The organism is Levilactobacillus tangyuanensis (genome assembly GCF_003946545.1).
Taxonomy (GTDB): Bacteria; Bacillota; Bacilli; order Lactobacillales; family Lactobacillaceae; genus Levilactobacillus; species Levilactobacillus tangyuanensis.
Window position 1 is genome coordinate 144,302 of the sequence record NZ_RHOA01000001.1, and the last position, 14,024, is coordinate 158,325.

Annotated in this window: 11 protein-coding genes; 10 read left to right on the top strand and 1 reads right to left on the bottom strand. The window is 51.0% G+C overall.

The features are described 5' to 3' along the window. The first annotated feature begins 277 nt into the window (after positions 1 to 277). Entirely contained in the window at positions 278 to 973 is a 696-nt protein-coding gene (locus EKM96_RS00670) for a glycerophosphodiester phosphodiesterase family protein (RefSeq protein ID WP_125638357.1), read from the top strand. Between the two features lie 46 nt (positions 974 to 1,019). Here the strand turns inward: EKM96_RS00670 and EKM96_RS00675 are convergent, their stop codons facing one another. Further along, positions 1,020 to 1,574, bottom strand: coding sequence for an NADPH-dependent FMN reductase (locus EKM96_RS00675; RefSeq protein ID WP_125638359.1), 555 nt, complete (start codon positions 1,572 to 1,574; stop codon positions 1,020 to 1,022). A gap of 76 nt (positions 1,575 to 1,650) precedes the next feature. Here EKM96_RS00675 and EKM96_RS00680 point away from each other — a divergent pair, with 76 nt between their 5' ends. The 9 genes from EKM96_RS00680 (at position 1,651) to EKM96_RS00720 (ending at position 13,711) form a co-directional block, all read left to right on the top strand. After that, positions 1,651 to 2,082: a MarR family winged helix-turn-helix transcriptional regulator gene (locus EKM96_RS00680; RefSeq protein WP_125638361.1), complete on the top strand. Its 432-nt coding sequence runs from the start codon at positions 1,651 to 1,653 to the stop codon at positions 2,080 to 2,082. 755 nt (positions 2,083 to 2,837) lie between these two features. After that, positions 2,838 to 3,779, top strand: coding sequence for a phosphate/phosphite/phosphonate ABC transporter substrate-binding protein (locus EKM96_RS00685; RefSeq protein ID WP_125638363.1), 942 nt, complete (start codon positions 2,838 to 2,840; stop codon positions 3,777 to 3,779). An 81-nt stretch (positions 3,780 to 3,860) separates the two neighbouring features. Beyond that, positions 3,861 to 4,613, top strand: coding sequence for a phosphonate ABC transporter ATP-binding protein (phnC, locus tag EKM96_RS00690; RefSeq protein WP_125638365.1), 753 nt, complete (start codon positions 3,861 to 3,863; stop codon positions 4,611 to 4,613). Between the two features lie 11 nt (positions 4,614 to 4,624). Next, positions 4,625 to 5,419, top strand: a complete 795-nt coding sequence (gene phnE, locus EKM96_RS00695; RefSeq protein WP_125638367.1) for a phosphonate ABC transporter, permease protein PhnE — start codon at positions 4,625 to 4,627, stop codon at positions 5,417 to 5,419. Position 5,420: 1 nt separating this feature from the next. After that, positions 5,421 to 6,233 carry a phosphonate ABC transporter, permease protein PhnE gene (phnE, locus tag EKM96_RS00700; RefSeq protein WP_191987329.1) on the top strand — a complete coding sequence of 271 codons (813 nt, stop codon included), beginning with the start codon at positions 5,421 to 5,423 and terminating at the stop codon, positions 6,231 to 6,233. Between the two features lie 2 nt (positions 6,234 to 6,235). Further along, the gene (locus tag EKM96_RS00705) at positions 6,236 to 7,792 is read left to right on the top strand and encodes a bifunctional metallophosphatase/5'-nucleotidase (RefSeq protein ID WP_125638802.1); all 1,557 of its coding nucleotides are present in this window, start codon (positions 6,236 to 6,238) and stop codon (positions 7,790 to 7,792) included. Between the two features lie 476 nt (positions 7,793 to 8,268). Next, the gene (locus EKM96_RS00710) at positions 8,269 to 11,016 is read left to right on the top strand and encodes an HAD-IC family P-type ATPase (protein ID WP_125638369.1); all 2,748 of its coding nucleotides are present in this window, start codon (positions 8,269 to 8,271) and stop codon (positions 11,014 to 11,016) included. Positions 11,017 to 11,251: 235 nt separating this feature from the next. Next, a complete protein-coding gene (locus tag EKM96_RS00715; RefSeq protein WP_125638805.1) occupies positions 11,252 to 12,670 on the top strand; it encodes a C69 family dipeptidase in 1,419 nt (472 codons plus the stop codon). Between the two features lie 39 nt (positions 12,671 to 12,709). Next, a complete protein-coding gene (locus tag EKM96_RS00720; RefSeq protein WP_125638370.1) occupies positions 12,710 to 13,711 on the top strand; it encodes a hypothetical protein in 1,002 nt (333 codons plus the stop codon). Positions 13,712 to 14,024 lie beyond the last annotated feature (313 nt).

Here is a 14,024-nt window from a genome sequence, read left to right on the forward strand (position 1 = left end):
TCGTGTACCCATCTATATGGTCGAAACGTGCGAAAAAAGGCACCCGGTTCCGCTTAAAACTGCTAACCAAACAATCCAAGACCAGGATTATTCGGTTAGCAGCCTTAATGCTCGCCGGCTAACCGCCTTTTGTCCCACTCTCGTTTATAGTCGTTAGATTTACGGCAATTTTACACAGACTAAATGACTTCGATACGGTAGACGGGTAGACTGGAAGTAATCTTAGGGGTGCAGCTGAATGGCTTGGCGGCATGCTAGTTAGGCAGGAGAGGGAATAATGACAGGAAAGACGTTAGTGTTTGGGCATCGGGGTTATCCAGAGAAGTTTCCAGAGAATTCAATGGCGGGGTTCACGTATGCCGTCGAACACGGCATCGAGGGCATCGAGTTTGATGTTCATTTGACGAAGGATTTGGTCCCCGTCATCATGCATGACGAGCGGATCAACCGGACCACGGATGGTCGTGGCCGGATCATGGACTATACGTTGGCCGAATTACGGCAATTTCACTTGGCCAATCAGGCTGCGGTGCCGACGCTGGCGGAGTTCTTAAAGCTCGTTAGCCATCGCGATGTCCAATTGAATCTGGAATTAAAGACGGATAAGCTCCAGTACCCCGGCATTGAGAAAATTGTTCTGGCGATGGTTCACGCCACCCCATTGGAACATCCCGTCATTTTTTCATCGTTTCATTTACCCACCCTCAAGCGGTGCCAAGCATTAGCCCCTGATGAAAGTTACTGTTGGCTAACGGATAAGCCCGTGGTGAATGCGGCGGCGTTGGTCGAGAATGAACATCTTGCCGGATTACATTTGAGCCGGTATCAAGACGATGTGCCAGTTGCCGAACGGATTTGGACGGTCGACGACCCCAAGTTGGCTCAGCAGTTGTTTGAAAAACACATTGCCGGAATCTTTACCGATGATTTTGTGACCATGACGGCCTTACGGGACCGCTTGCTAAACTTATAAAAAAAGCCGTTGCGGACAACCGCAACGGCTTTTAAAGTGGGTTCATTTAGTCACCGAGTCGATGGACAAACTCTGCGCCCAGCTGATTAGCGTCAAATTCGTAAGGGGCCAATGCGGCCGCCGGGTCAATGAAGTGACCAGTCTCGTTCAAGTCGGGTTTCTTCAAATCGATTCGGAGGTTGTTGGTCATGATGGGCATCTTTAGTCCCCGAACGACGAGCTGCATGCCGAGGGCGGCCTGAAAACCACCGTGACCACCGTAGGAGACTAGACTGACGGGCTTACCGCGCCATTCGGCGTATAAGGTGTCGAGGGCATTCTTTAAGGGTGCCGGATAACCCCAATTGTACTGTGGGAACAACAGGATAAAGCCATCGTACCCTTGAATCAAGGCGCTCCAGGCCTTGGTGTGGTCCAGTTGATAGTTGCCATCGGAAGGCATGGCTTCTTCGTCTAAGAATGGCAGGTTAATGGTCTTTAAGTCAATGAGATCGACGGTTAGACCAGGTTGCGTCACGCGAGCTTGTAACCAGCTGGCGATGCTGGGGCTGATGCGGCTTGGTCGGGTAGAGCCAATGATTAAACCGATTTTCTTTGTCATAAGTGATCTCCTTTTTAAGTTTATTTATTGGTGCAACATGCACATATTATAGCTTGAATCTGGTATAATAACAACTATGGATAATGAAATCTTTGAAGCCTTATTTGAAATTGTGACGTTTTTCAATCAACCCCAACAGGACCGTGACTTGTTGAAGCGAGCGGAAATCTCCTTAGAACCGGCCGCTCTACCCATTATTGTTCGGGCAGGCCGGCAACCGGAGATCAGCATTGGTGAACTGGCTAATCAGATTGGTCGGAATCACTCGTCCGTCAGCCGTCAAGTTGATAAGTTGGTCAAAGCAGGATGGCTCATGGAGGTAGAGCGGCGGGACCAGCGAATTCGACGAGTAACGTTAAGCCAACAGGGGCAGCGAGCCTTATTGCAAGTGAAGGTTGCCAGGGAAGCCGCTTTCCGCCAACGCCTAGCGGACTATTCTGATGCGGATCGTTCGGAATTGGCGCGAGTCTTACAGCGATTGGCCGCAACATTAAATGAACGCGGTTAACTAAAAAACAGAGTCGAGGGATTTCCTCAACTCTGTTTTTTGTGTCGACCTTTAGTCGAAAAAAGGCCAAAAAAATTAACCCGATTGAATCGAACTGGGATTTAGTCTGATTCAAGCGGGTTAATCGATATATTTTGAGGACAGGCCAGGTCAAGGCATTTTCCGGGTACCCTGACGGCGGTCATCAAAAAAGCTTTAGTTTGTCGTCTGTTTGTTAAGCAATTGTTTTACGACACCTTTACTATAACAAAGAAATCAAGGCCAATGGGCGATTCTGGCGATTTGTAATATTACAAATTTACTGGGTCGGTTTATTCGGTTGACAGTGATCAATGATCGTGATGATTGGGCAAAAGCGATCCGGTCGAGTCAGAAGGTTCGGTTGGCTTACTATTTAAGATGAGGACAATTTTTCGACCGCTGAAAAGGGTTCTTAAACTAACTCATGAAATTGTTTTCAGCTGAAAACAGATAAATCCGGGCTTGTTTTCAACAATTGGTATAGTTTTCTCAACGAATGGCGAACAGGTTGGCAGATTAAAGTTATATACAATGGATGGATGGCAAATGTCTAATGGAAAGAAAAGTTTATCGTTTAGGTTTTACGGTTTACCTGGCGGTGGATTAACGAATCTTCAATTATAAATATTCTAATTGCGAACTTTACGGAAAATTCTTGTTGTAAAAGTTCTTTTTCCTGCTAGAATTGTAATTGTTCGTGAGAGTCCAATACATATACCTGAGGAGTGAACTTGATGCATTTACGAGGCAAGTGGAAGTTGCTTTTTACCGTCACAGCGTTATTGGTATTGCCAGCTTTACTGGTTGGCTGTGGGAAGAAAGATAGTAGTAAATCGAAGGGCTACACCCCTAAGAAACTAACTGTTGAATTTGTTCCGTCATCTAATGCAGGCACGATTGAAGCAAAAGCTAAGCCACTTGAAGGCTTACTGAAGAAGGAATTGGGAATTCCGGTTAAGGTGAGCGTTTCAACCGACTACAATACGATTGTTGAAGCGATGGGTTCTAAGAAGGTTGACGTGGGTTACTTACCACCTGATGCCTATGTTCTGGCTCACAAGCAATATGGCGACAAGGTTTTGTTGCAAGCCCAACGATTCGGTGTCAAGGAACCAAACGATGAAAATACCAAGAAGCTGGTTGACTATTACCGGGCACAAATCTTGGTTCGGGCCGATAGCGGCATTAAGTCGATCAAGGACCTGAAGGGCAAGAAGATTGCCGTTCAAGACACGACGTCAACTGCCGGATGGGTTTACCCAGCCGTTGAAATGCTGGACCATGGCGTCAATATTAACAAGAACGGCATCAAGACCGTTCAAGTGAAGGGTCATGACCAAGGTGTTCTGTCCGTTTATAACAAGAACACGGATGCCGCCTTTGTTTTCCAAGGCGCTCGTAAGCTGGTTATGAATGACCAAAAGGACATCATGAAGAAGGTTGTGCCAATCTACACGACCGCTAAGATTCCTAACGATACGATTACGGTACGGGGCGACATGAGTGCTAAGTGGCAAAAGAAGATTGCCTCAGCATTTAAGGATATTGCGAAGACCAAGAAGGGTCATGACATTATCTCCAGTGTCTACTCACATGAAGGCTACACGGACTCCAAGGATAGTAACTTTGATATTATCCGGAAGTACGATAAGGAAGCCGCAAAGCTCGATAAATAATTAGTAATAATGACGATATCTGAAAGTAGCGGGGCAAGCTTGGATGAGCACCTGGCTACTTTTTTACGGGGGGCCTACGAAATGGAACAAGCACCAATTATCAGTTTTAAACATGTTAGTAAAGTCTACAGTAACGGGACTGTTGGTCTGAAGGATATCGACTTTAGCATTCCCAAGGGTCAATTCTTAGTGGTGGTTGGCTTATCTGGTTCCGGTAAGAGTACCCTGATGCGGACGATTAACCGGATGCATGAGGTGACTGAGGGTGAAGTTTACGTCGAGAATGAAGCGGTCAGTGCCTATAAAGGACGTTCACTCCGCACTCTGCGGCGCCGGATCGGCATGATCTTCCAAAACTTTAACCTGATCAATCGCTCTAGTGTCGAAAAGAATGTTTTATCCGGGCGGGTCAGTTACTACCCAACCTGGAAGAGTGTGATGGGTTTATTCAGCGCGGAGGATAAGCAAAAGGTAGTCACCTCATTGAATCGGGTCAACATGGCCGAAAAAATTTATGCACGGGCAGATGAGCTGTCTGGTGGTCAGCAACAACGGGTCGCCATCGCGCGGACGTTAATGCAAGACCCCAAGATTATCCTAGCCGATGAACCCATCGCTTCCTTGGATCCCTTGACGACCAAAACCGTGATGGATATCTTGAAGCGTCTGAATCAGGAGGATGGGCTCACGGTCATTGTGAACCTGCACTCGGTGGAATTAGCCCGTGAATATGCCGACCGAATTGTGGGCCTGCGTGCCGGTGAATTGGTTTACGATGAACCAATTAGCGCCGTGACCGAGGCAGATCTGAATAAGATCTACCAGGCCATTTAGGGGGCGCGACTATGACAAATGCTAATCTGCCTCGTCGTTCCTGGATCCAACGCTGGCATGTTAAGGGATTCGGTTGGACGGCCTTGATGGTTCTACTGCTCATTGGCTCCTCCAAGATGACCGACGTTAATGTTGGCATGTTCTTTAGCAACCTGGACCAATTTGCCGACTTAATTGTTCGGATGTCCAACCCAACCTGGGACTACCTGAGTGTGATCATCCAGCCCTTAATTGAAACGATTCAGATGGCCATCTTAGGGACGACCATCGGAACAATCTTTGCCATTCCGTTTGCGTTGATGGCGGCGGGTAACCTGGTTCACAATAAATTTCTGCGGGGGTTCGACCGACTGGTCTTGGACCTGGTGCGGACGTTACCCGACTTGTTATTGGCAGCCATCTTCGTCGCGATCTTCGGGATTGGGTCGACGGCTGGGGTGATTACCCTGGCAATCTTCTCGTTCGGGATGATTTCGAAACTATTCTATGAAGTGATTGAAACGATCGATATGGGACCGCTGGAGGCCATGGAGTCCGTGGGTGCCAGCAAGATTACCATCATTTGGTATGCCGTCCTACCGCAAATTATGAATCAATTTGTCAGTTATTTTCTCTACACGTTGGAAATTAACGTGCGGGCCTCGACCGTCTTGGGGTACCTGGGTGCCGGTGGTATCGGGGTTTACCTGCAACGGTCACTGAACGAATTCAACTATGGGGCGACCGCCGTCATTATCCTGGCAACCATCGTGGTGGTCTTGATCATTGATGGTATCAGTAACCACTTAAGGAGGGTGCTACTCTAATATGCAAGCAATGATGTCGAATAATAAACCCCATCTTTCCCTCTGGCGGCGGTGGAACTGGCTGGTATGGCTGATCGTCGTCGCGGTTATCTACGTCTGGGCAATCGGTGGTCTTCAGTTCACCGGTCTTCAAGAGTCGGCCGGTTCCGTCTCCAAGTCAATCGTTCACGGCCTGGTGAACCCGGACTGGAAGTATGTCTATAACGGTAGCGGGGAAGACCTGGTTTCCTTAATCTTACAAACGTTGGCAATTGCCTTCTTGGGGACGATTATTTCCGCCTTGATCAGTGTGCCGTTTGCCTTTTGGGCCGCCCGGAGCGAGAAGGAACACTACCGTCTGCGTTCCGGGAGTGGAAAGATTGTCCTGACCTTAATCCGGACGTTCCCAGAAATTGTGCTGGCCATCATGTTTATCAAGGCCGTTGGACCGGGTTCTTACGCCGGGGTCCTGGCCGTCAGCATTCACTCGATTGGGATGTTGGGCAAGCTGTTTAGTGAAGCCATCGAAAACATGGACCGGGGTGCCGAAGAGGCGATCGTCAGTGCCGGTGGGAACAGCCCACAGGTCTTCATGCTGGCGACTCTGCCCACGATTATGCCGGAATTCATTTCTTACACGTTATATCGGTTTGAAATCGCCGTTCGTTCCGCTTCCATCTTAGGGATGGTGGGTGCCGGTGGTATCGGTACCCCCATGATCTTTGCGATTCAGACACGGAACTGGCCACGGGTGGGCATTATCCTCCTGGGAATTGTGGTCATGGTGCTCCTGATTGATTCCTTGTCAGAACAATTACGAAAGAGGCTCATTTAATGATGCGGGTTAAAATTCTATCGACCAGCGACGTTCATGGCCACGTGTATCCCACGAGTTATAGTAGTCGGGATGACTATCAACCGTACGGAATGCTGAAGGCGGCCACGATTATTCGCCAGATTCAGCAGCATGCCGGACCAGACGACGTGGTCATTGCCATTGAGAATGGGGATTGGATTCAGGGGGCCCCGTTTGCCGGTTATTTGGCTAAGCAAGCCCCTAAGGACCAGGCCCTCTTTTCCAAATTAACCTCAATCATTAATTATGATGCCGGGGTTCTAGGTAATCATGAATTTAATTACGGGCTCGACTATATTCGTAACTGTGAATGCCAGCGGACCTATCCGATTCTAGGGGCCAACATTGGCGGGGCCGAGGACCAAAAGATCGTCGATGCCCCCTATCGAATTGTGAAAAAGAAAGGCCTGAAGATTGCCATCTTGGGCCTGACGACGGCTTACGTGCCAACCTGGGAGAAGGCCGACCATATTGCCGGGCTGACCTTTGAATCTGCCGTTGCTACGGCGAAGCACTGGGTGCCGAAGCTCAAGGCTCAGGCCGACCTGGTTGTCGTGGCCTATCACGGCGGCTTTGAGGCCGATCTGGAGACGGGTGAGCCCACCGAACGCCTGACCGGAGAGAATGAAGGCTACCAATTAATGACCGCCGTACCGGGAATTGACGCCCTAGTGACGGGCCACCAGCATCGCCAATTGGCTGGGGTCTATCATGGGGTGGCCACCACTCAACCCGGTGAGAAGGGCATTGCGGTGGGCCAGATTGAACTCCGGCTAGACACGAATCGACGAGTGATTGACCGCCAGGCAAAGTTATTGCCGGTGGCCGATGCCGCGCCAGATCCCGAGCTACAGGTGTTGACGGACCCAATCCAAGAACGGGTTCAGACCTGGCTCGACCAGCCAACCGGCCACATTTCTGGCGAAAGTTTAGTCGTGACCGACCATATGGCCGCCCGGTTGACCGGGCACCCTTATCTTCAATTCATTAATGACGTTGAGATGGCGGCCTGTGATACCGATGTCGCGGCCACGGCACTGTTCAATGACGGGGTGCGGGGCTTTGCCCATGACGTGACGCTCCGTCAGGTTTTGAATAGTTATCCATATCCCAATACGTTGGTGGTCGAACGACTAACGGGTCAGGATGTTCGTGAGGCGTTAGAACGGTGTGCCAGCTTCTTCGAGTTGGCCGCTGATGGAACCGTTCAAATTGCTTCGGCGTTCACCTACCCCAAGGTCGAGCTCTATAACTACGATATTTACAGTGGGATCGACTACGCGTTTGATCTCCACCAACCGGTGGGCCAACGGGTCACCGAGTTGCGCTATCATGGAGAACCCTTGCTAGTCGATCAACCGATCGATGTGGCAATGAATCAGTACCGGGGGAATGGTGGGGGCGAGTACCCCATGTTCACCACGGATAAGGTGATTCGCGAAGTCAATCGGGACATGGCCGAATTGATTCAAGACTACTTTGAAGCCCATCCCGACGTTCAAGGAACGCCGCAGACCAACTTCAAGGTTGCGTATTAACCGTAAACATTAACGCGAAAGCGGTCCTCACCAGCGTGGTTGACATGAGAGCAACCACGCTGGTGAGGACCGCTTTTTAATTTGGCGAAAGGGTGACAATGCGACTACCGAGATTGAACCTTTGCTTGGGGGATCCGAGACCTGCCTGTGTTTGATTGCGTTGTAGAGCCGCACCAATCATCGGGATAGATTGTCCGGTCACAATCTGATGAATGACAGCGGCCGTCAGTCGCTTACACGGAGATTCGTGGAAATACAAGGTGCTTGTTTGATTAGACCTGTTTTTGGTTCACCCCATAATTAAAAATTCCTTCAATTGAGTCCGTAATAGATGCAATTTAAGGGGTGACTTGGTAAAATGAACTAACTTAATCTTAGATAGGAAGGTGGACGCCTTGGACCGACGTAACGTGACGTTACCCATACCCGATCGCTAATACCAAGTAGCATTTATATTGAAAGGAAGATTTATTTATATGGCGCAAGAACCAGAATTAACCAGTTCCACCCCAACTGAAGCAGAAACCACTGACCCTGGACCCATCCAGCCGCCGTTATGGCAGCGTTCGACTGAGTCCTTACTTGTCGATTATGCCACGGATCAAGAGTCCGGGTTGACGACCACCGAGGCGCAGGCACGACTACGGCAGAATGGTCCGAATGAATTGACAGCGAAGAAGCAGTCCAACCTGCTACGGTTTCTGAAGCAGTTTAACAACAGTATCATCTATATCCTGGCAGCCGCCGCCCTGATTACATTCCTGATGCACCATTACTCCGATTCCATTGTTATTGGCCTAGTCATTGTGGCCAATGCCTTCATCGGGTATTTCCAGGAACGCTCGGCCGACAACGCGCTTGACCGGATCAAGGCCCTACTGGTTTCCGAGGCCGTGGTCATTCGTGACGGGCAAAAGGTCACGCTGCCAGCGCGCGAGCTGGTGACTGGTGATATCGTGCAGTTGGAAGCCGGGGATACGGTCCCCGCCGACCTGCGACTCATCGATGCCGACAACTTGAAGATTCAGGAATCCGCGTTGACCGGTGAGACCGACTCCGTGGAAAAGGGGGAAGATCCCTTGCCCGTCGCCAACCTGGCGTTGGCCGAACGGACGAACCAAGCCTTTGCCTCCACGGCCGTGACCAATGGGTCTGGCCGTGGAATCGTGACGGTGACCGGTGCCCAAACCGAGATTGGTCACATTCAGCAAAACGTGGCCGAGGTTAAGCAGCAGGCCACACCACTGATGAAGAACCTGAATCGCTTGGGACTGGGTCTGTCGATTGCTATCCTGATTGCCGCTGTCTTACTGTTCATCCTGGGGATGATCACCCATGTCTACAGTCTGCCAGTCCTGCTGGTGGCCGTCATTACCATGGTGGTGGGGTCCATGCCTGAGGGCTTGCCAGCAAGTACGTCGGTGGTTCTGGCCATGGGAACCCAACAGATGACCAAGCAAAATGTGATCGTGAAGACGCTACCCGCCGTCGAAACGCTGGGGGCCGTCGACATTGTGAACACCGATAAGACCGGGACCTTAACCAAGAACGAGATGACCGTGACCGATGTTTTAACCGCTAAGGACACCTACACCGTGTCTGGGGTGGGTTATGACGCCACCGGCCAGGTCGAAACCGACGAGGGTCAGACCGTTGCCTGGCAGGCCGATCCTGACTTAGAGTGGTTGGTGCAGATTGCCGGTCAGACCTCCGATGCCGAATTCCATGAGGAAGATGGGCAGTGGTTGTTAACCGGGGAGCCAACCGATGGGGCCTTGACCGCGCTCTACCACAAATTAGTGGGGGCCGATCCGGATCCAGCGGAGATTGATTCGCGACCATTTGATTCGGCGATCCGTTATTCGGCCCGCCTGGTTGACCACGCCGACCAACGCTATTTGTTGGTTAAAGGGGCGCCCCAAACCTTGATGCAGAAGATGGCCGCGCAGGGTGAAACGATCGACCAAGTTGCCTGGCAACAGCGATTATCGCAGCTGACTCGTCAAGGTAAGCGGGTCGTGGCCTTGGGTTATCAGCCCGTTGCCGGCGATGTGACCGAGGTCGATGACCTTGAGATTGGCCAGGACTTCCATTTAGCCGGGATGGCCGGGATTATTGATCCGCCTCGCCCGGGTGTCGCCGATGCCGTTCGTCAATTACGGTATGCCGGTATTAAGGTTAAGATGATTACGGGGGATGACCCCGAAACCGCCGCGGCGATTGCCCGACAGCTGAATCTTTCGGAGCAGGCCAAGGCCATCACCGGACCGGAGTTGGCAAAGTTATCCGATGAGGAATTGACGGACCAGATTGACCGCTACACCGTCTTTGCCCGGACCACGCCGGCCGATAAGTTGCGAATCGTGAAGGCCCAACAACAACGGGGGCACGTGGTGTCCATGACGGGTGATGGGGTGAACGATGCGCCGGCCCTGAAGCAGGCCGATATTGGGGTGGCCATGGGGATTCGGGGAACCGACGTCGCCAAGGACTCCGCCGATATGGTCTTGGCCGATGATGACTTCACGTCAATCCTGGGGGCTGTCCGCGAGGGTCGTCACGTCTTCGACAACATTCGTAAGACGATTCGGTTCCTGTTACCGACCAGTTTTGCCGAAGGCTTGATCGTCGTGATGAGTATCCTGATGGACCAGCCGTTACCGTTGTTCCCAACGCAATTGTTGTGGATCAACATGGTCTCGGCCCTGACGATTCAGTTTGCGTTTATTTTCGAGCCCGCCGAGAGTGGGATCATGCGTCGGGGACCCCGGGATGTTAGTCGGGGGATCCTGTCCAAGTTGGACATCTTTGAAATTACCTACGTGTCCCTGTTGATTTCGGGGCTGGGGATGATTGCCTACGATGTTCTGACGGCGCAAGGACTTTCGGCCGTGGTCGGCAGTACCATGACACTGAACGTGATTATCTTCGGGAAGGTCTTCTACTTATTTAATTTACAGAACGACCATCCGGTATTCTCGAAATACTTCTTCCGCAACAAGATGAGCTTCGTGATCGTCGGGATCCTATTGATTCTGCAGGCCGGTATTATTTATTGGCCCGCGATGCAAGGGGTCTTCCATACCACCGATGTAAACTTCCACTATGGTTGGGGGATTCCAATCCTAGCTGGCGCCATCGTGTTGTTGATTACCGAACTGGCTAAGTGGATTCGTCATCGTTGGGATGCCAATACGATGAATCGTGAACGCCGCCGCTTCTAAATCTAACGCTAATCCATCCCCCGCGACGTCTGGTTGACGTCGTGGGGGATTTTTGGTTTGGGGTCTATTAATCCTTTCGGCGAACAATCAATGCTGCCTAGGAAGGCACCGGTTTCATGCGGTGAAGTCGTTCATGACCCAATGATCAATAATTAACGGCCGAATGTTCAAAAAGGGTGGCCCTTAGCAACCGATAATCCTATACTGGAAGCAAAGGGGGCGGAACATAAATATGTTGAAGAAAAGTTCCGATTGTACCGAAATTTTAGTGGGTAAAGCCGCCAGTATGGATGGCTCCACGATTGTTGCGCGTAACGAGGATGGCTACGGGCCAGTAAATCCGATTAAGGTCGTCGCTCATCCAGCGACTGATCATAAGAACGCAACCTTTACGTCAGGTGTCACTGGCGTTACGGTCCCCTTACCCGATCATGCTTACCGCTATACGGGTACCCCACAAGCCGATCAAAGTGACGGCCTGTATGAAGAAGCCGGCATCAATGAATTGAATGTCGGGATGAGTGCCACCGAAACCACTGCCACGAATGCCCGGGTCTTGGGCTACGATCCTCTGGTCGATGACGGGGTCAATGAAGAGGCCATGGTCACGTTAGTCTTGCCATATATCAAGACTGCCAAGGAAGGGGCCCAACGGTTGGGTGCTCTCTTGGAAAAGTATGGGACCGGCGAATGTAACAGTATCGCCTTTAACGACCAAGATGAAATCTGGTACTTGGAAACGGCCGGTGGTCACCACTGGGCAGCCATGCGTTTGCCAGACAACACCTATGCGGTTGCACCTAACCAAACGGTGATGGAAGAGGTCGACGTTAGCGATACCGACAACTTCCTGGTCGCCACGGACTTGGTTGACTTCGTCAATAAAAATCATTTGAATCCTAAGCCAGGCACCTTTAACTTCCGGGATATCTTTGGAACCCATGATGAAAGCGATGCTTACTACAACACGCCACGGACGTGGTATGGCCAAAAGATGTTTAACCCATCCATTACCGACCAAACGCCAACGGACCAAGACATGCCATTCGCTCGCGTGCCCGAGAAGAAGATTGCCATCGAAGATGTAGAATTCTTCCTATCTTCACATTACAACGGCACGCCATACGATCCATTTGGGACGTTTGCTTCGGGCTCCGCCGATGATCAGAAGAAGTACCGGTCAATTGCGATGGACCGGAATCAATGTTCCTCGATTCTGCAAATTCGCAACGATGTTCCGGCCGACCACGCGGCGATCCAATGGATTGCCCTGGGCTTCTTTGCTTACGCCCCTTACGTGCCATTCTTTACCAACATCAACGACACGCCAGAGGATTACAAGAACACCACGACAACAGTTTCTGTCGACAACGTTTACTGGTTGTCGAAGACCTTGTCCGTGATGATCGAACCCCATTTCCACGAATTCGTTGCCACCATCAACGCTTATCGCGAAGGTTGCCAATCGTATGCTCGGCAACGGGTTGCGGCTACGGACGCAGGGGTTACCGGGGATGTTACGGACTACTTGACCAAGAGTAATGCCGAAACGGCCGGTGAGGTTTCTCGCCGGACCCATGAGTTATTTGATGAAATAGTTAAGCAAGGACTCCTTCTATCCGCAACGACGTGGGAGAAGGGCCAAAACCTTTAGTTTGTCAGGCAGTACACAACCTTGGGGAGGAACAAGCTAATGAAATGGATCAAACTACTATTAGGGAGTAGTCTTGGGCTGTTACTGTGGGGAACGGGGACCACGGCTCAGGCTGCAAAAAAGATGCGGCTTCCCGCGTATCCCCAACAGCGGCTATTTACGGCGAAGCACTTGCGAACCAAGGTCTACAGTTATCCACGCGGTTTGCACTCAGGCAGCCGCTATCTGGGAAAGATGATGAGCACCAAGAAGAAGTGGACCGTCGTCAAGGTTGTGATGGTTCACGGCAAGAAGTACGTGCGCATTACGGCGGCCGTTCAGTTCCCGCTTCAGCATGGAACGGTGCTCAGGAGCTATCCCCAAGCAACGGCGATTGATGGCGGTTATGTGGCGTTGAGCAAGCTGAAGAGTCATCAGCAGATTAGCCGCATGCCGACGATACCGCGGACGCCGTATTTTGAGGCCCGGCTGACCAGTGACTTCTGGTGGATGCCTTATGGCACGGTCGGCAGTAATTACGCCGCCCATTATGGGACGACCTATGGCTACCGGACGATCTATGCCATTCAATCGTTAACCACGGTTAAGGGCAAGCAGTACCTCTTGTTTGAGAATGCCAAGGGTGAGGTCTTGGGCTGGCTACCCAAGAGTGTGGTCGTCAAGGGCCAGTACCCCGATCTGATGCAACGTGAACTCACTCGGGATACCCCGGTGGCCGCGGAGTCGACCAAGATTCGTGTTTTGGATAGCGGTCGACACGTCAAGATTGGCATTGCCAAGACCGCCGGCAAGATTCAACGGGTGGTCCTGTTGGACCAAGACAGTCAAACCACGGTTTACGACTATCAAGACGGCAAAGCCGTTAAGAAGACGATCCGTGGCGCGGATGGTCGACTCAAGTCGTCGCGGGCGTTGACCCCTACTAGTACGATCAAGTTTCATTTGCAGGCCGACTACGATATCAGTGGCGACATCTATGATGGCACCATTGATGCTCATGGTAAGATTACCATTCCCTACATGGGTGGCTGGGTTGCTTAAAGTTGAATTTGATGAGCGTTGTGGTTGTTAAGGCCGCAACGCTTTTTGATTTGAAATTATTCGATTCGACGATAATGACGTGATTTAATTTGTTTGCTAAGCAAACTGGGCCAGTAATCCGTGGTTTTGGCGCTTGACCAGTTAAAATGTTTCTTAGAGCCAAGGGAAACCCGACCCTCGACTTGGTTTTACTCAGCTTTAATAATTAAAACGGATAATGTCGCGCGACTACCATCAGCGAAAGACTATTCGTGGCTGGGTCAGTGAGGCTTCCATTCTTTGGAAGCCTTTTTTGTTGGGCTAACGTGATAAA

Coding starts and splice junctions, on each gene's coding strand:
- EKM96_RS00670 (WP_125638357.1), top strand. CDS start 278: ATGACAGGAAAGACGTTAGTGTTTGGGCATCGGGGTTATCCAGAGAAG.
- EKM96_RS00675 (WP_125638359.1), bottom strand. CDS start 1,574: ATGACAAAGAAAATCGGTTTAATCATTGGCTCTACCCGACCAAGCCGC.
- EKM96_RS00680 (WP_125638361.1), top strand. CDS start 1,651: ATGGATAATGAAATCTTTGAAGCCTTATTTGAAATTGTGACGTTTTTC.
- EKM96_RS00685 (WP_125638363.1), top strand. CDS start 2,838: ATGCATTTACGAGGCAAGTGGAAGTTGCTTTTTACCGTCACAGCGTTA.
- phnC (WP_125638365.1), top strand. CDS start 3,861: ATGGAACAAGCACCAATTATCAGTTTTAAACATGTTAGTAAAGTCTAC.
- phnE (WP_125638367.1), top strand. CDS start 4,625: ATGACAAATGCTAATCTGCCTCGTCGTTCCTGGATCCAACGCTGGCAT.
- phnE (WP_191987329.1), top strand. CDS start 5,421: ATGCAAGCAATGATGTCGAATAATAAACCCCATCTTTCCCTCTGGCGG.
- EKM96_RS00705 (WP_125638802.1), top strand. CDS start 6,236: ATGCGGGTTAAAATTCTATCGACCAGCGACGTTCATGGCCACGTGTAT.
- EKM96_RS00710 (WP_125638369.1), top strand. CDS start 8,269: ATGGCGCAAGAACCAGAATTAACCAGTTCCACCCCAACTGAAGCAGAA.
- EKM96_RS00720 (WP_125638370.1), top strand. CDS start 12,710: ATGAAATGGATCAAACTACTATTAGGGAGTAGTCTTGGGCTGTTACTG.